Source organism: Mycobacterium ahvazicum (genome assembly GCF_900176255.2).
GTDB lineage: Bacteria > Actinomycetota > Actinomycetes > Mycobacteriales > Mycobacteriaceae > Mycobacterium > Mycobacterium ahvazicum.
On sequence record NZ_FXEG02000006.1, the window covers coordinates 232,103 to 255,285 of the forward strand.

The window sequence follows — 23,183 nt, forward strand, 5'->3', positions numbered from 1 at the left end:
GTTGTCGTGAATGGCATCTCCGAGCGCGACGGCACTGTGCTGCGGATCCGGCTGGACCGGCCGGAGAAGCTCAACGCCGTCGACACACCGATGCTCGATGAGTTGTCGGCGCACATCCGCGGCGCCGGGTCGGATGACTCAGTTCGCGCGGTGCTGCTCACCGGCGCCGGCCGAGCGTTCTGTTCCGGTGGCGACCTCACCGGTGGTGATACCGCAGGCGCCGCCGAAGCCGCGAACCGGGTCGTGCGGGCGATCGTCGGGCTGCCCAAGCCCGTGGTTGCCGGCGTCAACGGCGCTGCAGTGGGCTTCGGATGCCCACTCGCGCTGGCCTGTGATCTGGTGGTGGCCGTACCCTCGGCATACTTTCAGTTGGCCTTCACCCGGGTCGGGTTGATGCCGGACGGCGGTGCGTCCGCGCTGCTGCCAGGGTTGATCGGGCGAGCACGCACGGCGCGCATGGCGATGACGGCTGAGAAAGTTTCCGCGGCAACGGCATTCGACTGGGGAATGATCTCCTATTTGACTGGCGAAGACGACTACCAGTCTGTGCTGGCCGACGTTCTGCGGTCGGTCTCCGGCGGTCCGACGTTGGCGTTTGGCTGGACCAAGCGCGCGTTGGCCGCAGCGACGCTCGGCGCACTCGAGCCGGTGCAAGCGATCGAAGCCGAGGGGCAGTTGGCGTTAATCGAATCTGCCGACTTCAAAGAAGGTGCGCGCGCCTTTCGGGAACGACGGCACCCCGAGTTTGGCGGACATTGATGCAAGGAGAACCGACGTGACGACCAAGAAGGTACGAGTCGACGGCTTGGACATCGAATACACCGACGGCGGAACGGGTCCGACGATCCTGTTCGTGCACGGCGTCTTTGTTACCGGCGCAGTGTGGAACGACGTCGTGGCTGAACTGGGGGATGGCTTCCGCTGCATCACCCCCACTTGGCCGCTGGGAGCCCACCGCACGGCCACCGACGGTGCCGACCTCGGCGCTGAGGCGGCCGCCCGTCGCATCGTCCACTTCATGGAAGTCCTCGATCTGACCGACGTCACTGTGGTGGCCAACGACACCGGCGGCGGCCTGGTGCTGGCGTCGCTAGGTGATCCAACGCTGGACACATCCCGGATCGCCCGCTTGGTGCTCACCAATTGCGACAGCTACGAACACTTTCCGCCTGGCTCGTTCGCGCAGATCGTCAAGCTGTGCCGTTTCAGCACCGCGCTGGGTGGTGCCGTTGTACGCATGCTGGCCAGCGGACCAGGGCAGGCATTCTTCCTCAAGGCGGTGTGCAAGCACCCCCCCGCTCCTGAGCGGCAGCGGGAGATCTTCGGAGCCTTTGGCACCAGTGCGGCGGCCCGCCGCGACGCCGTCACGGTGACCGCCTCATTGGACCCGGTTCTCACACTGCGCGCCGCGCCGGCGATCGAAGCTTTCGACCGACCCGTCACCTTGGCGTGGGGCACCGAGGATCAGCTGTTTCCCCTGGGTCACGCTCGACGACTACGCGACGCGTTCCCGCATGCCACGTTGATCGAGGTCCCCGACTGCTCAGCCTTTGTCATGATTGATGCGCCCCGGCAACTTGCAGCAGCGATCCGCAACGGATGACCGCCTGCAATGAACGTGCCGCCACGCTCACTCGGAGCGACGCAAGAGGTCGGCGAAATCGGTCAGTGCCTCAATCGCCGTCGTCACCGCGCCCCGGACCTCCATGGTCCGCGAAATGTGTGCACCGCCAAAGCCTTTCGGCGCGGCCAGCCCAGGGACGATGAAATGGCGAAAGCGACGCCGAACCTCGTCGACGGACCTATCGATCTCCTCGGCGGCGAGGTACGTCTGCTCCACCAGAAAGTCGACCATTTCGTCGGTGTCGATGTCGGTGCGTATCTGGCCGCTACGTTGGCCGTCGTCCAGCACCGGACCCATCACATCCATGGCAACCTGGTGCACCCGAGGGTCGTGCACGCTGGCTGCACCCCGGGCGATCAGAGCGGAAATCGACGGATCTGACGGTAATTCCTGAGCCGTATACACAAGAGCGGCTTCCAGTTTGGCGAAGACACCGGTCTTCGGAGCCATCAGCGCCTCTACCGCCGCTACGTGTCGGCGCGCTCGCAGCAGCGCGACCTGCACCAGCATCTCCGAGACGCTGCCGAGTTGGCGGAATGCGGTGGCTCGGGAGACGCCCGCATTCTTGGCGACCACGTCCATCTGCACGGCATTGATGCCGCAGGCGGTGATCTCTGCGTCCGCGGCGCGGATCAACCGATCCTTGACGCTGCCCTTGTCGTCGAGGGTCGTCACCAAAGGGGCGGCCTTAGGTGATGGCACCGGCGATCTTCAATTCGATGAGGCGCTCGTCGTCCACCCCGAGTTCGCGGAGGACGTCGTCGGTGTGTTCGGCGAACTGGGGGGCGCGTTGCAGTTCGGCAGGGTCGTCGTCGAACCGCACCGGATTTGTCACCAAGTGTTGCGGATTTCCCTCGACGTCAACGATGTGGGCGATCCGACCGTTGGCGGTCAGTCCTTCGTCGTGGGCCAATTCCCAGGCGTCCTGGACCGGTGCCCACTGTCCGGTGCCCCGGCTCAGTACCTCCTTGCACTCGGCGAAAGTCAGCTTTGCGATGGCGTCGTGGACGATGCCGTAGGCGAGATCAGCGTGCTCGGCCATCGCCTGCAGTGATTCGAACCGCGGGTCCTCGATGTATTGGTCCAGGCCCATCAGCCGGCAGAACTCCGGCCAGTACCGGGTGGGCTGCAGCATCGACAGCTGGACGAACCTCCCGTCTGAGGTGCGGTAGGCGCCGGTCAGAGGATTGCCCGGAGCTTGGGTGCGGCGCTCGATCTTCGGTAGCGGTCCGCCCATCAACATCGCCATGTTGACGCTGAACTGGGTAGCCCAAGCGCCGACCGCGAGCAGGGAGACGTCGAGCACCGAGGCCTCACCGGTGACGTGCCGGCCGTACAGTGCCGCTGCCACACCCCCGGCGATGGTGATGCCGCCGATGTTGTCGCCGTAGGCGCCTGCGGGCATGAACGCCGACTGATCGGCATCTGGTGGATTGAGTCCGTCGGCGCTGCCGCCGCGGGCCCAGAACGCTGTCGCGTCATAGGCGCCCGCGTCGCGGTCGGGTCCGTTCATGCCGAATCCGCTGCCCGCCACGTAGATGATGTCGGGGTTGACCTTTCGGACGTCGGCGACGTCGATGTGCAGCTTCGTCCGTGCTGAAGGAAGGTAGTTGGTGAGGAAGACGTCACTGCGGCGGATCAACTCGTCGAACTCTGGGCGCACGTCGGCGTTGTCCAGTGCCATTCCGACGCTGCGTTTTCCGCGATTGGGCGCTTCCATGATCGGCGCGAAAGTCGATCCTGGTTTGGTGGCCGCCGCGCCGAGCACCTTGACCAACCCCCGTTGTGCATCGCCGGTCACGGGATGCTCGATCTTGATAACCTCGGCACCCCAGTCGGCGAGTACGGCTCCGGCGGAGGGGACGTAGGTGAACTGCGCGACCTCAAGCACGCGAACTCCGTCGAGCGGCTTGCGCATCAGATGTCCCAGACCAGCGGAAGGCTCTCCAGTCCCAGCTGGCTGCCGCTTTCGAGCATCTGTGCGTCCGGAGCCACCCGGTAGTTAGGGATCCGCTTGTGCCATTCCTCCAGGGCAATTCTGAGTTCCTGACGGGCCAGGTGTGAGCCGAGGCATCGGTGCGGGCCAGCGCCGAACCCGATGTGGTTGTTCGGTTTACGGGTGATGTCCACCGACGTCGCGTCGGTGAAGGCGGCATCGTCGCGGGTCGCCGCGGCCAGCGGGATGTTCACCATGTCACCGGCCTTCATCGGGCAGCCCTGAATGTCGATGTCCCGCATAACCTTGCGGGCGGGGATCACGATCGCGTAGGCACGGACGAACTCCTCGACCGCGCTGGGGATGACGGCCGGCTCGTTCACGATCCTGTGCCGGTCGTCGTCGTTGCGGGCCAGATGAAGAAACATCCAGCCAAGAGTGACCGAGACGGTGTCCAAGCCCGCCATGAACATCAGCAGGCAGAAGGACAACAGATCCTGGTCGGTGACCGGCTCGCCGTCGATCTCGTAGGTCAGGGCCTTGCTGACGATGTCGTCGCGCGGTTCTTCGCGACGCTCGGCGATGACCGTTGTGAACCGGCCCATCACCGACATCATCGCGGTCATTTGCGTGCGCAGCTTCTCCTCGTCGCTACCGCCGGCGTGCAAGATGTCGTGTTCCCATGCAAGGAACTCGTCGAGTTCCTCGACAGGCAGTCCCATCATTTCCAGAAAGATCGTGGTGGGGAAGCGGGCGGCGAAGTCGGCCATGAAGTCGCAGGAGCCGCGACTGACGAGGCCGTCGATGAGGTCGATCGCGCGCTGGCGCACCGTGGACTCGAGCTTCTCGACTGCGCCAGGGGAGAACAGCGGACCTAGCTGGCGCCGCCACTGCCTGTGCTCCTCCCCGTCCAGCATCTCCGGTATCCACTTGATCGGTGGATTCGGATCCAGCGCGGTAACCACGCTGTTGGAGAAGGCCTCCGGGTTCTGCATGATCTGCAGGATTCCCTCGTAGTTGCAGACCGTCCAGAAGCCAGGCCCAAATTCGTTTCGGTACCAAGGAAACTGAGCGCGCAGCTCATCGTATTTAGCGAACCACGTTCCCTCGGGCTCAGTGGTGGTGTAGTCGAAGGTGACGACCGGCACCGTCGCCGCCTGCTCGCTCGTTGTCACGTTTCCTCCGAGGTCCTGCGATTATCGTCGATTGATGGCGCATTCCTGCGACTGGACGAGTCGAGAGTATCAGGCGCAGTGGTGCTGGGCGAGACCCAGGTCACAGCTGGCTCGACGTTGGGTCGGCCATCGGATCGGCACAGTCCAGAACGTCGCTGAGCCCGGTGCTGGATGTGTTTTCGTTGCGGTCGTGTCCCACAGGGCCAATTCGGCCGCCAATCATCCTCGGTCAGTCCTGTTTTGGCCTCGCTGGAGTGGCGAGCTCGCCGCCCAGTGAGGGCCGACGCCAACGGTTACATGGTCTACTTAGTAAGATACGTTGCTACAAAACGACAGCAGTGCCGCTGGCGACGTGCGATGCCACGAGCGGTCGAGCTGCGACGGTCGCAATTGATCGGATGGCGACAGGGCGAGCCCGTCACCGGGTGGAGGAATCACAATGGGTTGGCCGATGAAAGACGTGCCGGAGGATGACTCGATCGATCCGGATGCGCCCTTCGCGAACCAGCCGAGTGAACGACCTGCTCGCGGGCCGGAAATGATGGACCGTCGCTACCGGTGCGACGCGGCGGCCTTCTCGGTCGGTTCTCGCGATGGCACTATCGGCCGGGTCGATTCCGTCCGCAGCAGCTGGGAAAAGTTGAAGAGACGGCAACCCCGCGAGTTGGCAATCCTCATCGACAGGGCCGCCGCTGTGCGGCTGTGGCTCGACAGAAACGGGTCGGAGCCGCGTGTCATCCTCGAAGATCTCGAAACGGGCGATTACGTGTCGCTGAACGCCGTCGAGTTGTCCGACCTGATCATTGACCGCCAAGAGCACGAGGAGTAGCGCACCCATTCGAACCGGCTCGGCGATCGAGCGTAATGAGGCCGAGCCAGTCGCGGACGCTGCATTCCCAAATGCGCAGTAGCGTAAGCGCATTGACGTACATGTCGTGCGTGCCGGTGGCGCGAGCCCAGTCGGCGCTGTGGTCCGGTCAACAGCTCGCGTTCGTCAGTCCAGATCCAACACCACCCGACAGCCAGCCAGAAAAGTCATCGTCGCCTCCTACCTGCGGACGGCTGGCGCCGACCTCGGTACCATCAATGCGCCGTCCACCCGCCGTCCACGGTCAGCACCTGCCCGGTCATGTATGTCGAGGCCCGCGACGCCAGATACAGGAGGGCTCCGTCGAGCTCGTCGGGTTCACCCATTCGTCCCATCGGGCACCCCGTGCGCAGATAGCGCCGGCTTGCTTCGTCCTCCATCATCGGAGCCGAGCTTTCGCTGGGGAAGAAGCCCGGCGCCAGAGCGTTGACCCGTATTCCATGTCGTGCCCATTGGCATGCGAGGTCACGGGTGAGGCTGACCAGGGCTCCCTTCGAGGAGCTGTACGAGGCGTCCGGGATCGGCCAGGCGGCGACGAGACCGAGGATCGAGGAGACGTTGATGATCGAGCCACTTCCCGTGGCGATCATCGGCACGGCGGCCAGCCTGGCGAGATGAAAGGCGCCGACCAGATTGACCTCCAAGGTGCGCCGGAAGGCATCGATAGGTTCCTCAACCGCTGGTTGGGGGGAGCCGAAGCCGGCATTGTTCACAACGATGTCGAGCCGGCCGTAGCGCTGCATCGTCTGCGGGACGATCTCCTCGACTGCGGAGTCGTCGGCTAGATCGGCGGTGACCGGGAGCACGCGATCGAGTTCGGCCGCGAGCGCGGCGAGTCGATCCGAGCGCCGGGCCACGGCGACGACCGAGGCACCCGCGGCGTGCAGCACACGGACGAACCGGTCGCCGAGCCCGCTGGACGCTCCGGTCACGACGGCAACCTGGCCGCTCAGATCGAAGAGCTCGCCGGGAGTCTGCAGAGACGTCACGCGGACCTCCATGTCGGGCATTGCCACCACTGCGACGCGTCCGGCAGCCGGACTCGGTGCCAGACGGGATTGATCTCGACGGATCGCACTTATCAAACCTAGTTGACCATATACTCAGCCACGTGGATGGCCTGTCGGGGAAAGAGGCGTTGGTTGTCTGGCGGGGGTCAGCGCATGACTGACTGGCGCGGCGCTCCGCTGGCGCGTACCTGGATCATCGCAGCGGCAGAGCTCGTCGGCGGACTCGTGCTGGCCCGCATCTTGGTCTGGACCGACCGCCCTGCGGGGCACCGCCATGAGCAGGGCATGGCACCGACGCACGGTATGGCGCCGATGTCAGACGTGCCGAAACCGTCTGCGCCACATCTGCATTGGACGTGGCCGGTGTTCACTGTCGGTGTGCTGGCCGTAGCCGCGTTCATCTGGTGGGTGTTGCGCCGACAAATCATCGTCACCGTGGTGGGCGCCGCCGCCGCCATTATTTGCATGGCGTCTCACCCAGTTCGTGTGCTCGCTGCGCAGTCGCATTTGGTCGGCATGATTGTTCTCGAGGTGCAGTTGGTTGCGGTCCCGCTCTGGATACTCACGGTCCTGCCGTCCGCCGCAGATACGGGGCGCACCGGTTGCCGCCGTGCTGGTTAGATCTTGTTGAGCGGGGGATCGGCGCTGGCTTACGCGGCACTGCTCATCGCGATCCACCTTCCGGGAGGACATCACCACGGAGGGGCAAGGAATGTCGTGCCGTTGTGGCTCGCCATTGGCGCATCGATGATCGGCATAGCGTATTGGTTTGTCGTGCTTCGGACAGCCGCAGTCCTTCCGTTGAAGATTCGTCGCATCTCGTTACTCGCAGCGCAAGAAATCGCCGCGCTCGTCGGGCTGCTGTCCGTATTCGGTGCGTGGGGCGGCCCGGGCGCCGCTGGCCCGCTGAAGATTTCGGTCGCCTGGGATCAAGCGCTCGGCGGGCTCGTCATGCTGGTGACGTGTGCAGCGGTGGCCATTCCGATCTCCCAGGCTCTGCACACCGAATCTCGATAGGTCAGAAGACAGTCTTCGTCGGGGCTTAACTCGCTGCAAAGTCCGCTACCTCCTGGGGATCCCAGATTCGATACCGGTGGTACATGCGGCGCCGTTGCGGATACGCCTTGCCAAGGACGCTGATCTGGGGGATTAGGCCGTGAACCAGCGCGTCGGGGCGAGACATACCTTCGCTGTCAGGTCCGACACCCCGCCTCGGCGGTGACGTTGCCGATCGTAGGTCCTCGCCGAGCCGGTTCTCGGCGATCAGCCGGCTGAGGATCTCAGTGAAGGTCCACGGGGTGTTGAGCACCCATGAGTGATAGGCCTTGGGCAGCGTCACCAACAACGCTCCACTAAGACGTGCCGCATCGACTGCGGACGCGAGAGGGACGATCTTGTCCTGCTCGCCGTGGAAGATGACGACCCGAGCCTTGGCCCTACATAGCGCTTTCAGCGCGTTCGCGCTGTCGTCAGCCCGGGCAACTGCTCTCGCCGCGGAGGCGAATGTCGCCGGATGGGCGGCCGTGTTGAAGAACAGTTTGCTCAGCGTGCGCATGTAGCGGACCTGATCGCGACGGCGTAACCCCACCCGGTCGACGATTGTGTCGCCGACCGCCGCGGCGAGCGCAGCGCCGGTTCGCATCGGTGATGCGATGCGCACCCGTGACGCGTCGAAGGCCGCGCCGATCGCGGGATCGATGAGGACTACCGCGAGCGCGCGTTCCGGATGTCTCGCGGCCAGTTCTGCGGCGGTGCGACCACCCATGCTGTGACCGACGAGAACGGCCCGCTCGATACCGAGACCTTCCAGAATCCGTTCCGTGACTGCGATTCGGTGGGCGAACGTGTGCTCGCCAATTCTGGGTGCGAACGTCTCCCCGTGCCCTGGCGCATCGATGGCGACTACCAGAAATCCCAGCTGGGGAAGCCGGCTGAGCAGCTTCATGTACACGCGCCGGTTCATCCCGATCCCGTGGAAGAAGACCAAGGGGACACCGTGGCCACCGACCGAAACTCCGACGCGCCGACCGTCACCGAGTTCAATGAGGTGATGTGCGAACCTGATACGGGAGCCCGGAGGCACCTGTGTCCGATTTGTGGCCGCCATCACCATTCGGGCACCTCAACTTGGTATATCACTCTCACTGTCGGTGCAGCCAGCGCTGTACTAGTCTCGGTCGAAGCCCGCCGATGCGGTCGGCTCATCTTCGTGTTATCTGGGATCCCGCGCAAGGCAACCCTTCTCGGTGGCTGTCGAAGCGAAGGCGCGACTCGCCTCAGAACCGTGGCGCGACAGGACGAAAAGGAGACGCCGGTGGTCAATGCGCTTCGCGACGCGCTGATTCGTCGACTCGTCACCAACGCCGCGACAATCGCAGGCGGGTTTCCCCGGGGTTTGGTGCTCATGCCGTGGCGGCAGTTACTGGACGGCCCAGATTTCGCCGGCTGCGGACCCCTAGAGTCGGCCAGTAACGCTACTTCAGCTCTTGATGGCACTTGGCGTGCTGCCAATACAGAGGCTCCTTTGTGGATGTGGTGGACGGACTCGCCGAGCACTAACTCTTGACCTTGTTGCGTTGTGCGACAGCAGCCTTCGTCTCGCGGCGGGCGGCGAGACCAGTGCGTTGGTCCGAACCTTGCGCTGGAGCGTTCAGCAGCTCCGACAGATGCCGATGCACGCCCTTGACGATTGTTTCCGGGTCCGGAATGAGGTCGGCCAGCGCGGTGAACCCGAAATCAAGGCTGTCGCCGTAGCTGAGGCAGTGGATGAATAGACCGATGCCTGCTCCCACCATGGTCCGTCCGTACATGTGAGTGATTTCGGCCCCTGCGATATAGAGCTTGTCCCTCGGCCCGGGAATGTTGGATACCACGAAGTTCGCGATGGGCGGGACGGCTTCGACGGCCGGAGAATTCACCAGCTGACCCAATGCCAGCCATGCGCCGGTTGGCAGTGCGTCGATCAGCTTCATCACCTGGCTGACGGTGCCGGTGGGTTTGCGGTTGGTGCGCGTCACTGTGGCCCCGGAGCTGGCGCGTGCCGGCTTACGTTTGGCTGTCAAAGCGGACACCGTGCGGATGCGTTCTACTGGGTCGGCGATGTCAGGTACCGGCACCATCATGAACGCGAAGTGGTTGCCGCTGGCGGATTCGGCGGCTTCATCGCGAACGTTCACCGGCCCAGCGATGCGCAACGGCTCGCCGGGCAACTCGTCGCGGTCCCGAAGATAGTCTGCAACGGCGGCGCTCGTGATCGACAGCACGACGTCGTTGAGCGTCACCCCGAACCGATCCTTGGCCCGCTTCACCTCCGACATCGACAGGGACGCGACGGCAAGCGAACGTTTGGGGCTAGACGTCAACCGGTTCAGCAAGTTTCGGGATGCGGCGGGGGAAGGGCCGGTGGGCGACTTCTTCTCCGGAGGCGATGCTTCGTCCACGTCGGGCTTGGCAGTGGTTCGGCCCGCCGAGGAGGCGCGGGACAGCAAACCCTTCAACAGCGGGATGGCGATGGGAACCGAGCGCTGAGCAAGCTTGACGGGTATGAGCATCTGATCCGGAACGGAACGGAGCAGCATCTCCACTTGAGACGGCACCCGCTCCCCGTTGACTCTGTAGGCTGCCAGGTCAGGGTCCATCGGCAGGGGTGCCCTATCGAATAGCTCACTCAGCATCTCGGTGCCACCGACGCCGTCGATCGCGGCGTGATGCAGTCGGAGCAGGATTGCTGCTGACCCGTCGGCAAGTCCGTCGACGTAGTACATCTGCCAGAGCGGACGGGTTCGGTCCAGTGGTTCATCGGCGAGGGATACGGCCAACTCGCACAACGCCGACAGATCGTACGGGGCGGGGGCGCCGAGGTGTTTGAGGTGGCGGTCGATGGTGAAATTCGGATCGACGATCCAGTGTTCGTGGCCGGCGCCGAAGGGTGCGGACACCGCACGACGGGCGAACACCGGGATCTTGGGCAGTCGCGCCGCCATCTCGGCGCGAAACCTGGCGAAATCGTGCCCGTCGGGTGCGGTAGACGGGTCCAGCATCAGGATGCCGAACATGTCCATCGGCAACCTCGCTGTCTCGACATTGATGAACATCCGGTCGAGCCCATTCATCTGCTTCACGGTGAAATCCCTTCCTTTGCAGCCGCGCTGGCCTGGGTTGCCCGTGCCACCAGATGCGCGGGCAGGCGCGCTTGGTCACCGATGCGGGCCAGTAGCGTGCTGTGTTCCGCCATATCCAGAATCAGCTGCCGGCGAGCAGCCGCTGTGGGCCCTTCTTCCGTCCTGCCCTCCAAAACGAGCTGCTCGATATCGCGGACGACGCGGTCTACTTCGTCTGCGTAGGTGCGCCGCAACAGGATTGCGCGCAGTGGACCTACATGTTCGGTTGAACCGGGAGATACCCGCCAGGGCAACGTGACAGTCCTTTTGCCCAAGGAGACCACGCCGTGGGCGGCGCGAGCCATGTCCTCGAGGGCGGCCCTGCTCGACCACGCGCAGGTGAACCCCCACTCGTCGTGGAGTCGGGTGGTGTCGACGATCGGCATGTACAGCAGGCCACCGATCTCGCCGGGCGCCAGCTCGCTGACTCCGAGCTTCCAGGCCGCGCTGATTGCCGTTCGAAGGGCCCGCTCAGGGACCCGGATGAGCGGCCGGTCGATGATGTGTGCGATCTCGCGCATGGTGAGAGTGCCTGTGCCGGTGATGTTGACCGCACCGGTATGGGTGTGCGACACCGCCTCTGCGGTGAAACGCGCAACGTCGTCGGTGTGCACGAACTGTTGGTGACGGTCTGGGTCGGGAACCGGCAATGCCGGACTGGAGAAAAACCGGAAGATGGTGTTGTCGACGTCGCGTCCGGCGATGATGCCCGCACGCACTATCACCGCGTCTACCCCGCTGCGGTCGATCAGGTCCTCGGCCCGCTTTTTTGTGCGCTGCGTAGAAGTGCTCGCGAGGCGGTCGCCGCTCGTCGGTCTCGGTCAGCGTCGGTGGATGACCGGGCACGGCTCCGTACGCGAGCACTGACGATGAGAACACCAGCCGTTGACAGCCCGTTGCGGCCATCGCGTCCAACACATTCTGGGTCCCGCCGAGATTGATCTCCTCGGTAGCGGCCTCGGTCCTGAGTGGAGCGACGACCCACGCCAAATGCGCGACTGCGTCACATCCAGACACCGCGTCGGTCACCGCACGGGCGTCACGGACGTCGCCGGCCGTGAAGGCGACACCGTCAACAAGAGTCTGCGGCCGGTTGCGAGCCATGGCGGTGACGTCATGGCCTGCGGTGACCAGGCGCCGACACACGGCACGGCCGAACGGTCCCGTCGCCCCGGTCACCAGAACTTTCATCTAACGCACCCTCCGAATTCCGGCAGTGCTCAGCGCCGCCTTGTTGCCGGTCGGGTCCGGCCGCACCACGATCGGGGCGCCGATCGGTTCGCCGTCGATGAGCAGGTCGAGAAGGTCCTGGTCGCCCTCACCGGGGTTGGCCAGGAAGCGGCGGTCGTCCGCATCGACGCGGCCGACGACGATGCCGGCGGGACCCGATTTGGTGTAGCGAACCGTGTATGTCTCGATGCGAGCGTCTCCCTCCGGGGCCTGTGCCACCTCGGCGACGGGCCGAGCTTGCAGCTCTGACTGGAGGGCGGCACTTCGGTCGGCTCGCCAAGTACGAGGAGTCGTCGAGTAGATGCCGACCGAATACTTCGACAAGGTCCCGCCATTGGCGCCGACCAGCCCGTGCGAGCCCGGGCGTTCGCGCATCGCACGGACCGTCTCGGCGATGGCGTGCATCGAATAGTTATTGCCTGCGCCGCCGAAGTAGGGCAGCCCACCAGTCAGAGTCAATCCCCGAGGATCATCAGCCGAAAGACCGAGTCCCTCAAGCACATTGGACACGGCGATCGGGAAGCAGCTGTACAGGTCAAACGTAGCTATCCCGTCCACGTCGATGTCGGCGACACGCAGTGCTTCCAGCGTTGCCGCCACGGCCGATGGTGCCCGACTCAAATCAGGTCGCTCCAGCAGAACTCGTTCGCGTAGGTCTGCGTGTCCATGCAGGAACACCCAACGATCCTCAGGCACACCGAGTTCGGTGGCGGCGCTCACCGTCATTACGAGCACTGCGGCACTCTGGTTCACCTGGTCGCGGGCCACCATCAACCGCGGGTACGGGTCGGCGATCAAGCGGTTGGACGGGGTGATCGTGGCCACCTCGGTGACACTGCGTTCGACCGGCGACGCCGCGAACGGGTTTCTGGCGGCGACGGTGCTGAGCGGAGCGAACAGCTGAGCCATCTGTTGGCGGTACTGCTCGCGAGTCAACCCCAGCCGCGCCCGGCGGGCATTCTCCAGCAGTGCGTACTGCGACGCCGCGTCGACCAGCCCGTGGGCGACGAATTCCGCGCCGCTCATGCCTTCCAGTCCGTATCCGCGGTCGTTCAATTGTCCGTCGACGACTTCGGAGAAATCGGGCTTGTCGTCAGCGGACGCCAGATGACGGACAGTGGAGATGGCTTCAGACCCCAACAACAGAACGACGTTTCGCTCGCCGGCGGCGATGGCTGCCGACATTTCGTTGACGAGGTGCTGGGGGCTCTGGCCGCCCACCACCTCCAGGATGGCGTCGGCGGGACTCGCCCCGATGCGTCGCGCGACGGACCGCGGGTAGTTCGTGGCCTTCCCCAACGGCGCCGTCGCCCACGGGGTGGAGATTTCGAACTGGCGCACTCCGGCGATTGTGTCGATCCGGCGAGCAGCAGCGGTCGCGTCGGCACCGCAGTCGCGAAGTGCGGCACGCGCGGCCTCGCTGGCCAGCTCGACCGCCGACAATCCCCGGTAGTCGGGATCATCGATCCGCTCGCTGAATTGACCGACACCTACGATCACCGGTGTGTGGGGATCGATGGAATCGCTCATCCCGTTGTCCCTTCGGACAATTCGAGGACGCCCTCCCGAGCAAGCTGATCTATCTCGGTGTCACTGAGTTTCAGCACGGCATGGCACACCGATCGGGTGTCTTGTGCCATGGTTGGTGCCGGGTTCAATAGCGGTGGCGCGATCGAATCGAAGAGCGCGATGCCGGTCTCGACAGTGAGCGGCTCGTCCCAACCAGGCTGCCGCAGTTGGCCCAGCGCGTGTCGATGCGCAAGCTGCGGATCGTCGAGCAGGTCCTTGACGTGCACAGCCGCGCCGGCCGCGACGCCGACAGCCTGCAGTTGTGCGGCGGCATCCCGGGGATCGAGCGGCAACGCCCACTGCCCGACGGCTCGATCGAGCTCCTCGCGGTGAGCCAGCCTGCCGTCGGCTGAGCGCAGGTCGTCGCGACGGGCGAGATCGTCTCTACCGATGGCCGCGGCCAGATTGATCCAATCGGCATCGCCGTCGACCCCCACGACGCAGTAGGCGTCCTCACCGTCGCAGCGATATACCCCGGACGGCGCGTCGAACTCACCGACGTTGCCCCGGGCGGTCATCGTGCCTGGCTGCAGCGATTCGCGCAGATAGTCGGTGCACAACTGGACGAAAACCGTCTCCATCTGCGCCACGGTGATTTTCGTGCCCTTGCCGCTGCGTCGGCGGGCCACCAGGGCGGCGATGATGGCTGCCACAGCGACCCGTGCCGCGGCGTGATCGGGGTAGACGGTCATGTCGTCGCCGAACCCTTCGGGTGCATCCGGGTGCCGCCACAGGGTGGTCAGCCCAACTGCCGCCCGCACCAGCGGGCCGTAACCCATACGCTTGCTCCACGGTCCGCTGCTGCCGAACGCACTGCTTTCAACCACTACGATGGCGGGATTCAGCTCGCGCAGAGTGTCGTCGTCGAATCCCAGAGACTCCATCGTGCCGGGCTTGAAGTTCGTCAACAGCACATCCGACTTGGCGATCAGGCCCCGCATCAGTTCGGCACCACGCGGATCCCGCAGATTCAGGCCCAAGCTCAGCTTATTTCGGTTACCCACTGAGAAGGCATGGCTAACCCGTTCCGGGGTGTCGGCCTGACGCGCCCCATCCATGAACGCCCGGTTCTCGACCTTGATGACCTCGGCCCCCTGGTCGGCGAGCAAGCGTCCCGTTTCGGCGCCTACCACAATCACCCCGAGGTCCAGGACGCGAAGCCCTTCCAGCGGGCGCAGGCTGGCCGCAGGCGAAGGTGAACTCGCAGATCCAGCCGGCACACCGCCACCGACACCGCTGAGCACTTCGTCGGTGTGCTCACCCAAAGTGGGTGCCCGAAAACGGAATCCAGCGCGTTCGCCACCGAATTCCAGGTAACCGTTGGCCATCCGACCGACGAGCCCGGGTGCGACTTCGGCATCGACGAACGCCCTGCGGCTCGTGGCATGATCGCTGGTTGCGGCTTCGGCGGGCGTGTTCACACTTGCGATGGGGATACCGAGTTCGCTTGCCCGCGCGACGATGTGATCGCGAGTCTTGTCGGCGAACAGGTCGGCGATCACTTTGCGGAGTGTGTCCCAGGACGTGAACCGGGTGATGAGTTGCTCGAACGACGGGTCCGCGAACTCCTGGGGCTCTCCAAGCCAGATGAACATCGCCCGCCAATGCTTGGGCGCAAGCATGCACAGCCGTACGTGGCCGTCGGCGCACGCGAAGATCGGGTAGAGCATTCGCGCGTCCGGTCGCCCCGGTGGAAGCTCGGAGATCGGGCGGCCCATGGTGGCGGTGCCGGCCATCCCAAAGCCCGGGTCGAGCCCTTGCACGGCCATGTCGTGCAGGGCGCAGTCGACGTAGTCGCCGAGGCCGGACTCGAGCGCGCGATAATAGGCGATCAGCGCGGCGTACGCCGCCTGCACGGCGCCGGCCTCGGTGGCGAAATCGCCCGGCGGCAATAGGGGCTCGCGATCCGGAGCGCCGGATCGGGTCAAGGCGGACGACATCGCCATCTGCACTGCCTCAGTGCCTCGCCAGTCGCGGTAGGGGCCGGTCTGCCCGAAGGCGGTAATCGACACCACGACGAGTGCGCGGTTGCGCTCTCGCATGACACTGGGCCCCACGCCAAGGCCGTCCAGCGTTCCGGGAGGCAGGGATTCCACGACTATGTCGGCGCGATCCACGAGCGACAGCAGGGCGGCGCGACCCCGGTCGGTTCTCAAGTCGAGGACTACGCCCCGTTTGTTGGCATGTGCGGTGAGAAAAGGAAGTCCGAGACGGTCATGTTGCGGGTGTGCACGTCGTGACGCGAGTCCCTCAGGCGGCTCGACGAGCACCACGTCAGCGCCCAGCTCGGCCAGCAGCCGTGTCGACGAGGCGGCGACACCATCCGTCAGGTCGATGACCCGCGTCCCACTCAGGGGCAACTCGTGCCTCGGACCATCACCCGATGGTGTCGACATCGTCGTCCGTCTCCATGTCGTTGCGCCTCTTTCGGTCTGCGGTCGGAATTTGTCGAACATCTTGACCCGATAGTAGACCTCGACATTGCTTACCTAGTAACCTATGTTGGCACTAGGCGGCGCGGCCAGCAGGACAGAGGTGAACGGGTGCAGAAGCCGATGACCGGTGTGCGCGTCCTCGAGGTCGCGCAATTCACCTTTGTGCCTTCTGCGGGAGCGGTCCTTGCCGACTGGGGCGCCGACGTCATCAAGATCGAGAATCCGGTCACAGGAGACGCGCAACGGGGACTCGTCACCGTCGCCGGCCGCTCCGCCGCCACACCGGGAGTCTCGTTCTCACCCACGGTCGAGGCCCCCAACCGTGGCAAGCGCAGTGTCGGACTGTCTCTGGCGTTGAAACAGACACGGCCAGTGTTCGAAGAGCTCGTCCGGCGCAGCGACGTCTTTCTGACCAACCTGTTGCCGCAGGCGCGGGCGAAGCTACGGATCGACCTCGATGAGGTACGGCGTATCAATCCGGCGATCGTTTACGTGGCGGGCAGCGGATTCGGGAGCGAAGGGCCTGACCGTGAGACGCGCGCGCGCGACGCAACGGCGTTCTGGGCGCGGGCCGGCAACGCTGATGGGGTCACGCCGACGGGATCCGAGGTGCCGACGGGCATGCCGGCGGGTGCCTTCGGCGACAACATCGGCGGCATCACCATCGCCGGCGCCGTCGCCGCTGCCCTCTACGGCAGGCAGACGACCGGGCAGACGTCCGTCATCGACGTATCGCTGCTGGCGGTCGGGGCGTGGGCCAACCAGTCCAGCGTCAACCTCGCGATGCTCTACGGCTGCCCGCTGCCAAAGATCGACCAGCGGACCCAAACCCTGGGCAACCCGCTCACCGGCGCCTACCGATGCTCGGACGACCGCTTCATCCAGCTTTCGATGCTCCAGCCCAGTCGGTACTGGGCATCCGTCTGTCGACTCTTCGGACTCGACGCAGCCGCCGCGGACGAGCGATTCGCTTCGCTCGAGTCGTTGGCGACCCACGCCGATGACGCCGCCGCGCTGCTCGCAGACGCGATCGGATCGCGGACCTTCGACGAGTGCACGCGACTGCTGAGCCTTCTCAAGGGCCAGTGGTCTGCGGTGCAGGACGCCTGGGAGGTCGCCCACGACGAGTCGTTGATCGCCAACGGCCGCATCGCCGACCTTCGGGATGCCCAGGGCAATCAGCAACGGCTCGTGGCGAACCCGGTGAAGTTCGATGAGGCGGCGGCCCACCTGACCCGGGCGCCGATGTTCGCCGAGCACACCGATGAGGTGCTGCGGGAACTCGGCATGAACGATCACGACTTGATCGAACTGAAGATCGAGGGCGCCATCACCTGAGCGCTGGTCAGCCCAACACTATCGACGGTGGTGGCGTGAATCCCGGGTTCGCCAACGCCGTTGCCATACCGCTGCCGATGGGTCCTTTGTCGTCGAATAGCGTCGCCACGCCGGTGGCGACCCCTGCGTGGCTGTAGTGCGTCATCGACGCCAACCCGATGTAGACGCCTTGCGGCAAGCGACTGAGCGTGACGGTGTAGTCGGCGTTAATGAACTGCAAGCCTTCAGTGCCCCAGTGGGTTAACGAACTGGTGACGTCCCCGGCCATGACGGCGCGGGTGAAGGGCGACAGTGGCTCGTCGTCGACGAGCAGCTTGGTCTCCCGCAGCCAGACGAACTTCTGCCCATGGTGTCGCCATTCGGTGACTCCGACACCAGGACTGCCCGCGACCGGGTCCCGGCCGAACGAATGCAGCACCATGGGGACATCGTCGGCCAACGCGTCGGGTTCCGCCGGTACTGAGGGCATGCTGATCGGCGACGTCCACACCGTGTCCACGGCATGCTCGCTGCGGCGAAGGAACAACGCACTGGCGCGGGCCACCACAACGTCGTTCTGAGTCATGACCGCGTCGACCGCGCGAAGTCGCCGGCCCTCGCGCACCACCGACGAGTGCATCTGCAGGGGCTGCAGCGCCACCGGCCTCAGCAGATCCACCGTCAGCCGGGCGGGCTGCATGTCGGCGTCGTCGACTTCTTGCTCGACCGCTCGCGCCAGCAACCCGCCGATGTAGTTACCGCTGATTGACGGACCCCAGGGTCCTTGCGTCAATCGGGTTGGTACGTAAGCGTTTCCGTCGGTGACGAAGAAGCAGGTCGGCGCGGCGTGGGCCGGCTTCGCTGATGAGTCCTCCACTTGATCCCTACCCCCGTAACCGGCATCGCTCGATAAGTATCTGCGCCACACGTTCCGGATCGCTGAACATCAATTCGTGGCAGGCATCAACGGGGATGACGGTGTCCACCCCGCCCAGGGCGGCGATGCTTGCATGCTGCGATGCCACGGACAGGGCCCGGTCGCGGGTGGTCAGTATCCAGGTGCGTGGGACGTCGGCGGGTAGTCCGCTACGGTCCACCGGCTCACCGGGTATCCGCGCCGACTCGGCATGCAACTTCGACATCGCCAATCGGCGCTGCGCGGGGGTCATGCCGTTGCAGAACGCCCAGCGTGCCGCCGGCGTTGGAAGCTTCATGGGTCTGCCGATACGGGCGGCGCGCCGAGCGAAGAGCGCTAGCGGCCCACCGAGTGTGTCCGCGATGGCCGAGCCCTGAGGCGGAACGAATGCCGTTGCCAGAATCATCTCCCGGACTCTGGAGGAACCGAGCTTAGCGACGACGCCGGGGACCGTTACCCCCGCCATCGAGTGGCCCACGATCACGATGTCACCTAGCCGCGCTTCCTCGATGTCGGCGATGACGGAGTCCACCCACTCGGAGATCGTCACGGTCGCGAGGTCACCTGGCTTGTTGCCGTGCCCGGGCAGATCCACCGCGAGAGTGCGCAATCCCGGTTCTCGACGGTGTATTTCGGCGACGACGAGATCCCAACAGTCGCCGGCGTGCTCGCCGCCATGGACGAGCACCAGGTCGGGCAGAGTCATGGTCGGACCCTCATCAGTCGATCAACCGGGAGCTCAACGTGTCGATGTCGGCGCGGAAGTCGGTGTAGCTCCTGCTGGCCGGCTCGATGGTGATCCACGTGACGCCCGCCTCGGCGTAGGCATCCAGCCGGGGCCGCACCGCGGCACAAAACCCGGTGCAGTCACCGCTGGCCAGCAGGTCTGCTTCGAACGGGACGAAGGCAACGTCGGCAGCGTCGCGGCCGGACTCCGCGCGCTGCTTGTTCACTCTCGCGACCCACTCGCCAAGCGTCTCGATGTCTTCCAGGGGCCGGGAGCGGGTGATCGCAGCCATCTCGCCCGAAGCGGCCATCGGCATCCAGCCGTCGGCGACCTCGATGACCCGGCGCTGCGCGGCCGCGCCGTTTCCGCCGATCCAGATCGGCGGACCGCCCGTCGTCAGCGGCGGTGGCAGCGCGACATGTCCGCTGACCCCGCACTCCGGCCCGTCGTGGTCGACCCCCGCCCAGGTCGCCCTCCAGGCGGCGATTGCCTCGTCGAGCAGCGCGCCGCGCCGGTCGAAGTCGGCTCCCAACGCCTGGAATTCGGCCTTGAGATAGCCGGCTCCCGTGCCTAATGTGAACCGACCACCTGAGAGCAGATCGAAGCTCGCTGCGGCCTTTGCCGTCAGGTAGGGGTTGCGATAACCCGACACCAGGATGTAGGTCATCAATCGGATGCGGGTGGTGGCGGCCGCCGCGAAACTCAGCGACACGAACGGATCGAAAGCGTGGTGGCCGCCGCGAGCCAACCACTCCCGATCGGGATATGGGTGTTCGGACATCGAAAAGCCGTCGAAGCCTGCGTCTTCCACCAATTGTGCGACATCGCCGATGCCCACGCCCTCGCACCACCTGTTCCAGTGCTTGACGGCCCGCATCGGGAACATCAGGTTGTAGCGCACTTCGGCCCCTTTCAGCTCCATTGTCGCAGCGACTATTTCACCAGTGATCGCGCGATGACTTCGCGCTGCACTTCGGTGGCGCCTTCCCCGAGCCGCTTGACCCGAAGGTCGCGAAACCATCTTTCCAGCGGCAGTTCGGTGGAGATTCCCAGGGCGCCGTGAGTCTGGATGCAGCGGTCCAGAACTCGGTAGGCTGCCTCGGTGGCGAACATCTTGGCCGCCGAGGCGTCTACTCGAACGTCGCGGCCGAGGTCGGCGTTCCAGGCGGCCTGGTAGATCAGCAGCCGGGCGGCCCGCAGGTCTACCTCACTGTCCGCAAGCATCCACTTGACGCCCTGCTTATCAGCAAGTCTGCCGCCGAAGACATCCCGGTCCTTGGCCCATTGGCAGGTCATGTCCAATGCGCTCTGCGCGATGCCGATCGGGCCGGCCCCGTACACGATGCGGCCGTGTACCAGGAACTCGTTCGCCAGCGAAAGACCCTGACCCTCATCACCGATCAGTCGGTCCGCGGGTACCCGCGCATTATCGAAGTGCAACTCATACGGGGCAAACGATGCCATCACAGGGATGCGGCTGAACGTGACGCCCGGGGTGTCCTTCTCGAGAATGAATGCCGAGATACCCTGGCCCCCCTCACCGGTGCGGGCGTACACCACACCCCAATCGGCATCAGGGGCGTGCGAAATCCACATCTTCGAACCGTTGAGCACGTAGCCGTCGCCGTCACGCACCGCCTTGAGTTTGATCGCCCGCGCCGGATCCGACCCACCTGAAGCCTCGGTGATCGCGGTGTACGCCTTGGACATGGTGCCGTCGATGATGGGCCTGGCGTATCTGTCGAACTGCTCCGCAGACGCCTTGAACATGATGTTGGGCGGGTTGCCGCCGAACGCACCGAGGGCCGGAAAGAAGGCTCCCATACGGCATTTCGCGGCTTCTTCGGCGACCACGACTTGGCCGAGCACGCTGAGCCCGGCGCCGCCGTACTCGGCCGGCGTCTGCAGCGCCCACAGTCCGAGCTCCCTGGCTTTCGCCTGAAACTCCACCAGCTGTTCGCGAGGTAACCCGACCGCGTCGTGTTCCAGCTTCTCTTCGAGTGGATGCACCTGCGCAGCCATGAACCGCCGCACTGTGTCGCGCAGCATCACCAATTCTTCGGGCAGCTGCCACGCGCCAGAAGGCTCTTGGGCCATTAGACCCGTGCCGCAGCGGCAGCCCGCAGGTCCCGCGCGCTCTGCAGCTGCGGCTCGTGATTCGCCTCGTATCGCTCGATCCAGTCGGGTGGCAGTTTGCCCCACGCTTCACCGATCCGCAGCCGCTGCGCGGAGCTGAACACCTCCGCGGCCACGACGTCGCCGACGAAGATGGTGTTCTCATCATTGTCCAACGATCCGGTGATGCGGCACTCCACGTAGCTGTGGGCATCGAGCAGGATCGGCGCGCCAGTCACACCCGGCTTGGTGCGCAGCTTCGACATCTTGTCGCCATCGCGGCCCGAACTGCCGCCAAGTGTCATCAGGATTTCCATGGACTTGTCGATCTCGTCGGGACCGGCCGACAGCATATGCATCACGAAAATGCCCGAGTTGACCAGCATGTCGTGGGTCTTGTTGTATTTGGTCAGGCTGACCGTAGCGCGTGGCAGTTCGGGCACGATGCTAGCCGAGCCGGCCGACAGCGACATCAGGCCATTCAAGAATGGGGGGTCAACGCTGTCGTCAATCGTGGTTACTGCCACCGGAAATGGCCGTAGTCCGGCCAGTACCTTGTCGGCGGCCGCGAAGTCTAACGTCATGTCTTTCGCCCCTTTTGTCGTTTCAGCCGAGCGTGAACGGGTCGCGGGTCTCCCCGGACAGCTCGACCCACACCGCCTTTGTCTCGGTGAAGTCCTTGACGGCGTCGATGCCGTTCTCCCGCCCGATGCCGCTGTAGCCTATGCCGCCGAACGGAACGTGCGGCGCGACGACGCGGTACGCATTGATCCACACCGTGCCCGCGCGCAACTTGGCGGCCACCCGGTGCGCGCGGTGAACGTCCTTGCTCCACACCGCGGCGGCCAATCCGAACTCGGTGCTGTTGGCCGCGGCGACGGCCTCGTCCTCGTCGGCGAAGGTCATCACCGCCAGTACGGGTCCGAAGATCTCCTCAGCGACGGCACGCATCGAGGGGTTGACGCCGGTCAGCACGGTCGGCTTGACGAAGTAGCCGCCGAGGTCACCTGCCGGCTCGCCGCCGTAGGCGATCGTGGCTCCCTGTTCACGTGCGGAAGCGAAGTGCGACAGCACCTTCTCGTACTGCGGCTGGTTGGACACCGGGCCCATCTCGGTCGTCGGGTCCTTCGGGTCTCCCAGTTTGATGGTCGCCGCCCTGGCGACGATCTTGTCCACCAGAGCGTCGGCGACGCTGTGATCGACCAACAGGCGCGAGCCCGCCAGACACGTCTGGCCGGTGGCGGCGAAGACGCCGGCGATCACCCCGTTGGCCGCGGCGTCGAGGTCGGCATCGGCGAACACCACCTGCGCCGACTTGCCACCGAGTTCGAGTGAGAACCGGGTCATGTTCTCGATCGCGGCCTTACCGACCTCGATGCCGGTGGCCGTCGAGCCGGTGAACGCGATCTTGTCGACACCGGGGTGCGACGCCAGCGCAGCACCGGTCTCCGGACCCCAGCCGGTGACGACATTGATGACACCTGGCGGAAAGCCCGCCTCGGCGAACAGCTTTGCGAACGCGAGAGTCGACGTCGGGGTGTGGTTGCTGGGCTTGACGACGAACGTGCAGCCTGCGGCCAGGCCGGCGGCGAGTTTCCACGTCAACAGGAGCAGCGGTGAGTTCCAGGGCGTGATCGCGCCGACCACACCGACGGGCTCATGGCGCGTGTAGACGAGGTAGTTGGGTTTGTCGACCGGTATGACATCTCCTTGCAGCTTGTCCGCCAGCCCGCTGTAGTAGCGGTAGTAATCTGGCAAAGACCGCATCTGGCCGACCATCTCGCGAACCAGCTTGCCGCCGTCGCGCACCTCGAGTTCGGCGAGCTGCTCGGCCTCGCGCGCGATGATCTCACCGAGTCGCCCCAGCAGCTTGCCACGGGCGGTCGCGGTGAGCGCACCCCACGGTCCGTTCAGCGCGGCACGAGCGGCGGCCACGGCGCGATCCACATCGGCAGCCCCGCCGTCGGGCACCCGTGCCCAGGGCCTTCCAGTGAAGGGGTCAACGCTGTCGTAGGTCAATCCCGATGCGGCGGACGATGATTCGCCCCCGATCAGTAGATCGAACTGGACCAACGTCTCGGTCGCGGTGTCAGTCATGCGT

Annotated in this window: 21 protein-coding genes and 1 pseudogene; 6 read left to right on the top strand and 16 right to left on the bottom strand. The window is 65.1% G+C overall.

All coding sequences use genetic code 11. The annotated features are described in order from the left end of the window. The first annotated feature begins 6 nt into the window (after positions 1 to 6). A complete protein-coding gene (locus MAAFP003_RS28185) occupies positions 7 to 759 on the top strand; it encodes an enoyl-CoA hydratase-related protein (RefSeq protein WP_036473763.1) in 753 nt (250 codons plus the stop codon). Between the two features lie 46 nt (positions 760 to 805). Next, on the top strand, positions 806 to 1,603 hold the full coding sequence (locus MAAFP003_RS28190) for an alpha/beta fold hydrolase (RefSeq protein ID WP_084163691.1): 798 nt from the start codon (positions 806 to 808) through the stop codon (positions 1,601 to 1,603). Between the two features lie 27 nt (positions 1,604 to 1,630). Here the strand turns inward: MAAFP003_RS28190 and MAAFP003_RS28195 are convergent, their stop codons facing one another. From MAAFP003_RS28195 to MAAFP003_RS28205, 3 genes are read right to left on the bottom strand one after another with little or no spacing between them, the layout of a single operon-like run. Then, on the bottom strand, positions 1,631 to 2,299 hold the full coding sequence (locus MAAFP003_RS28195; RefSeq protein WP_232232253.1) for a TetR/AcrR family transcriptional regulator: 669 nt from the start codon (positions 2,297 to 2,299) through the stop codon (positions 1,631 to 1,633). A 13-nt stretch (positions 2,300 to 2,312) separates the two neighbouring features. Continuing rightward, on the bottom strand, positions 2,313 to 3,542 hold the full coding sequence (locus MAAFP003_RS28200; RefSeq protein ID WP_036473769.1) for a CaiB/BaiF CoA transferase family protein: 1,230 nt from the start codon (positions 3,540 to 3,542) through the stop codon (positions 2,313 to 2,315). Continuing rightward, a complete protein-coding gene (locus MAAFP003_RS28205) occupies positions 3,542 to 4,735 on the bottom strand; it encodes a cytochrome P450 (RefSeq protein ID WP_036473771.1) in 1,194 nt (397 codons plus the stop codon). Before MAAFP003_RS28205 ends, MAAFP003_RS28200 begins: the two co-directional genes overlap by 1 nt. Before the next feature lie 439 nt (positions 4,736 to 5,174). Between MAAFP003_RS28205 and MAAFP003_RS28210 the strand changes: the two genes are divergently transcribed. Next, on the top strand, positions 5,175 to 5,564 hold the full coding sequence (locus MAAFP003_RS28210; protein ID WP_133160897.1) for a hypothetical protein: 390 nt from the start codon (positions 5,175 to 5,177) through the stop codon (positions 5,562 to 5,564). A 254-nt stretch (positions 5,565 to 5,818) separates the two neighbouring features. Here MAAFP003_RS28210 and MAAFP003_RS28215 read toward each other — a convergent pair whose 3' ends face one another. Beyond that, complete coding sequence (locus tag MAAFP003_RS28215; protein ID WP_330981754.1) at positions 5,819 to 6,592, bottom strand: SDR family NAD(P)-dependent oxidoreductase; 774 nt, start codon at positions 6,590 to 6,592, stop codon at positions 5,819 to 5,821. A 174-nt stretch (positions 6,593 to 6,766) separates the two neighbouring features. Between MAAFP003_RS28215 and MAAFP003_RS28220 the strand changes: the two genes are divergently transcribed. After that, positions 6,767 to 7,234, top strand: a complete 468-nt coding sequence (locus tag MAAFP003_RS28220; protein ID WP_036473775.1) for a hypothetical protein — start codon at positions 6,767 to 6,769, stop codon at positions 7,232 to 7,234. Positions 7,235 to 7,330: 96 nt separating this feature from the next. Continuing rightward, on the top strand, positions 7,331 to 7,630 hold the full coding sequence (locus MAAFP003_RS28225) for a hypothetical protein (protein WP_036473777.1): 300 nt from the start codon (positions 7,331 to 7,333) through the stop codon (positions 7,628 to 7,630). A 25-nt stretch (positions 7,631 to 7,655) separates the two neighbouring features. Here MAAFP003_RS28225 and MAAFP003_RS28230 read toward each other — a convergent pair whose 3' ends face one another. From MAAFP003_RS28230 to MAAFP003_RS28255, 6 genes and pseudogenes are all read right to left on the bottom strand, one after another. Beyond that, positions 7,656 to 8,726, bottom strand: coding sequence for an alpha/beta fold hydrolase (locus tag MAAFP003_RS28230; RefSeq protein ID WP_051641703.1), 1,071 nt, complete (start codon positions 8,724 to 8,726; stop codon positions 7,656 to 7,658). Positions 8,727 to 9,168: 442 nt separating this feature from the next. Beyond that, positions 9,169 to 10,725 (bottom strand): wax ester/triacylglycerol synthase family O-acyltransferase, encoded by a 1,557-nt coding sequence (locus tag MAAFP003_RS28235; protein WP_232232268.1) that lies wholly within the window; start codon positions 10,723 to 10,725, stop codon positions 9,169 to 9,171. 5 nt (positions 10,726 to 10,730) lie between these two features. Further along, positions 10,731 to 11,498 carry a hypothetical protein gene (locus MAAFP003_RS28240; RefSeq protein ID WP_232232254.1) on the bottom strand — a complete coding sequence of 256 codons (768 nt, stop codon included), beginning with the start codon at positions 11,496 to 11,498 and terminating at the stop codon, positions 10,731 to 10,733. Positions 11,499 to 11,544: 46 nt separating this feature from the next. Beyond that, positions 11,545 to 11,964, bottom strand: a pseudogene (locus MAAFP003_RS30205) (NAD-dependent epimerase/dehydratase family protein); the annotation flags it as partial. Then, positions 11,965 to 13,533 (bottom strand): acetyl-CoA acetyltransferase, encoded by a 1,569-nt coding sequence (locus MAAFP003_RS28250; protein WP_036473782.1) that lies wholly within the window; start codon positions 13,531 to 13,533, stop codon positions 11,965 to 11,967. It lies immediately after the preceding pseudogene. Next, positions 13,530 to 15,968 (bottom strand): CaiB/BaiF CoA transferase family protein, encoded by a 2,439-nt coding sequence (locus tag MAAFP003_RS28255; RefSeq protein WP_036473784.1) that lies wholly within the window; start codon positions 15,966 to 15,968, stop codon positions 13,530 to 13,532. The genes MAAFP003_RS28250 and MAAFP003_RS28255 overlap by 4 nt, the downstream gene beginning before the upstream one ends. A gap of 147 nt (positions 15,969 to 16,115) precedes the next feature. On the opposite strand from MAAFP003_RS28255, the gene MAAFP003_RS28260 reads away from it, so the two are divergent. Next, complete coding sequence (locus MAAFP003_RS28260; RefSeq protein WP_036473786.1) at positions 16,116 to 17,345, top strand: CaiB/BaiF CoA transferase family protein; 1,230 nt, start codon at positions 16,116 to 16,118, stop codon at positions 17,343 to 17,345. Between the two features lie 7 nt (positions 17,346 to 17,352). Here MAAFP003_RS28260 and MAAFP003_RS28265 read toward each other — a convergent pair whose 3' ends face one another. The 6 genes from MAAFP003_RS28265 to MAAFP003_RS28290 are packed head-to-tail and all read right to left on the bottom strand — an operon-like array spanning position 17,353 to position 23,179. After that, positions 17,353 to 18,201, bottom strand: a complete 849-nt coding sequence (locus MAAFP003_RS28265; protein ID WP_036473788.1) for a thioesterase family protein — start codon at positions 18,199 to 18,201, stop codon at positions 17,353 to 17,355. Between the two features lie 7 nt (positions 18,202 to 18,208). Further along, positions 18,209 to 18,946: an alpha/beta fold hydrolase gene (locus MAAFP003_RS28270; protein WP_036473789.1), complete on the bottom strand. Its 738-nt coding sequence runs from the start codon at positions 18,944 to 18,946 to the stop codon at positions 18,209 to 18,211. Between the two features lie 13 nt (positions 18,947 to 18,959). Further along, entirely contained in the window at positions 18,960 to 19,889 is a 930-nt protein-coding gene (locus tag MAAFP003_RS28275) for an LLM class F420-dependent oxidoreductase (protein WP_096290769.1), read from the bottom strand. 11 nt (positions 19,890 to 19,900) lie between these two features. After that, a complete protein-coding gene (locus MAAFP003_RS28280) occupies positions 19,901 to 21,064 on the bottom strand; it encodes an acyl-CoA dehydrogenase family protein (RefSeq protein ID WP_036473791.1) in 1,164 nt (387 codons plus the stop codon). After that, positions 21,064 to 21,666, bottom strand: coding sequence for a flavin reductase family protein (locus MAAFP003_RS28285; RefSeq protein ID WP_036473793.1), 603 nt, complete (start codon positions 21,664 to 21,666; stop codon positions 21,064 to 21,066). The genes MAAFP003_RS28280 and MAAFP003_RS28285 overlap by 1 nt, the downstream gene beginning before the upstream one ends. A 22-nt stretch (positions 21,667 to 21,688) precedes the next feature. Continuing rightward, the gene (locus MAAFP003_RS28290) at positions 21,689 to 23,179 is read right to left on the bottom strand and encodes an aldehyde dehydrogenase (protein ID WP_036473795.1); all 1,491 of its coding nucleotides are present in this window, start codon (positions 23,177 to 23,179) and stop codon (positions 21,689 to 21,691) included. Between the last annotated feature and the right edge of the window lie 4 nt (positions 23,180 to 23,183).

Excerpts from the sequence above, each read along its gene's own strand:
- MAAFP003_RS28200 (WP_036473769.1), bottom strand. The coding sequence starts at position 3,542 with ATGCGCAAGCCGCTCGACGGAGTTCGCGTGCTTGAGGTCGCGCAGTTC.
- MAAFP003_RS28210 (WP_133160897.1), top strand. The coding sequence starts at position 5,175 with ATGGGTTGGCCGATGAAAGACGTGCCGGAGGATGACTCGATCGATCCG.
- MAAFP003_RS28220 (WP_036473775.1), top strand. The coding sequence starts at position 6,767 with ATGACTGACTGGCGCGGCGCTCCGCTGGCGCGTACCTGGATCATCGCA.
- MAAFP003_RS28230 (WP_051641703.1), bottom strand. The coding sequence starts at position 8,726 with ATGGTGATGGCGGCCACAAATCGGACACAGGTGCCTCCGGGCTCCCGT.
- MAAFP003_RS28235 (WP_232232268.1), bottom strand. The coding sequence starts at position 10,725 with ATGAATGGGCTCGACCGGATGTTCATCAATGTCGAGACAGCGAGGTTG.
- MAAFP003_RS28250 (WP_036473782.1), bottom strand. The coding sequence starts at position 13,533 with ATGAGCGATTCCATCGATCCCCACACACCGGTGATCGTAGGTGTCGGT.
- MAAFP003_RS28255 (WP_036473784.1), bottom strand. The coding sequence starts at position 15,968 with ATGTCGACACCATCGGGTGATGGTCCGAGGCACGAGTTGCCCCTGAGT.
- MAAFP003_RS28270 (WP_036473789.1), bottom strand. The coding sequence starts at position 18,946 with ATGACTCTGCCCGACCTGGTGCTCGTCCATGGCGGCGAGCACGCCGGC.
- MAAFP003_RS28275 (WP_096290769.1), bottom strand. The coding sequence starts at position 19,889 with ATGGAGCTGAAAGGGGCCGAAGTGCGCTACAACCTGATGTTCCCGATG.
- MAAFP003_RS28280 (WP_036473791.1), bottom strand. The coding sequence starts at position 21,064 with ATGGCCCAAGAGCCTTCTGGCGCGTGGCAGCTGCCCGAAGAATTGGTG.
- MAAFP003_RS28285 (WP_036473793.1), bottom strand. The coding sequence starts at position 21,666 with ATGACGTTAGACTTCGCGGCCGCCGACAAGGTACTGGCCGGACTACGG.
- MAAFP003_RS28290 (WP_036473795.1), bottom strand. The coding sequence starts at position 23,179 with ATGACTGACACCGCGACCGAGACGTTGGTCCAGTTCGATCTACTGATC.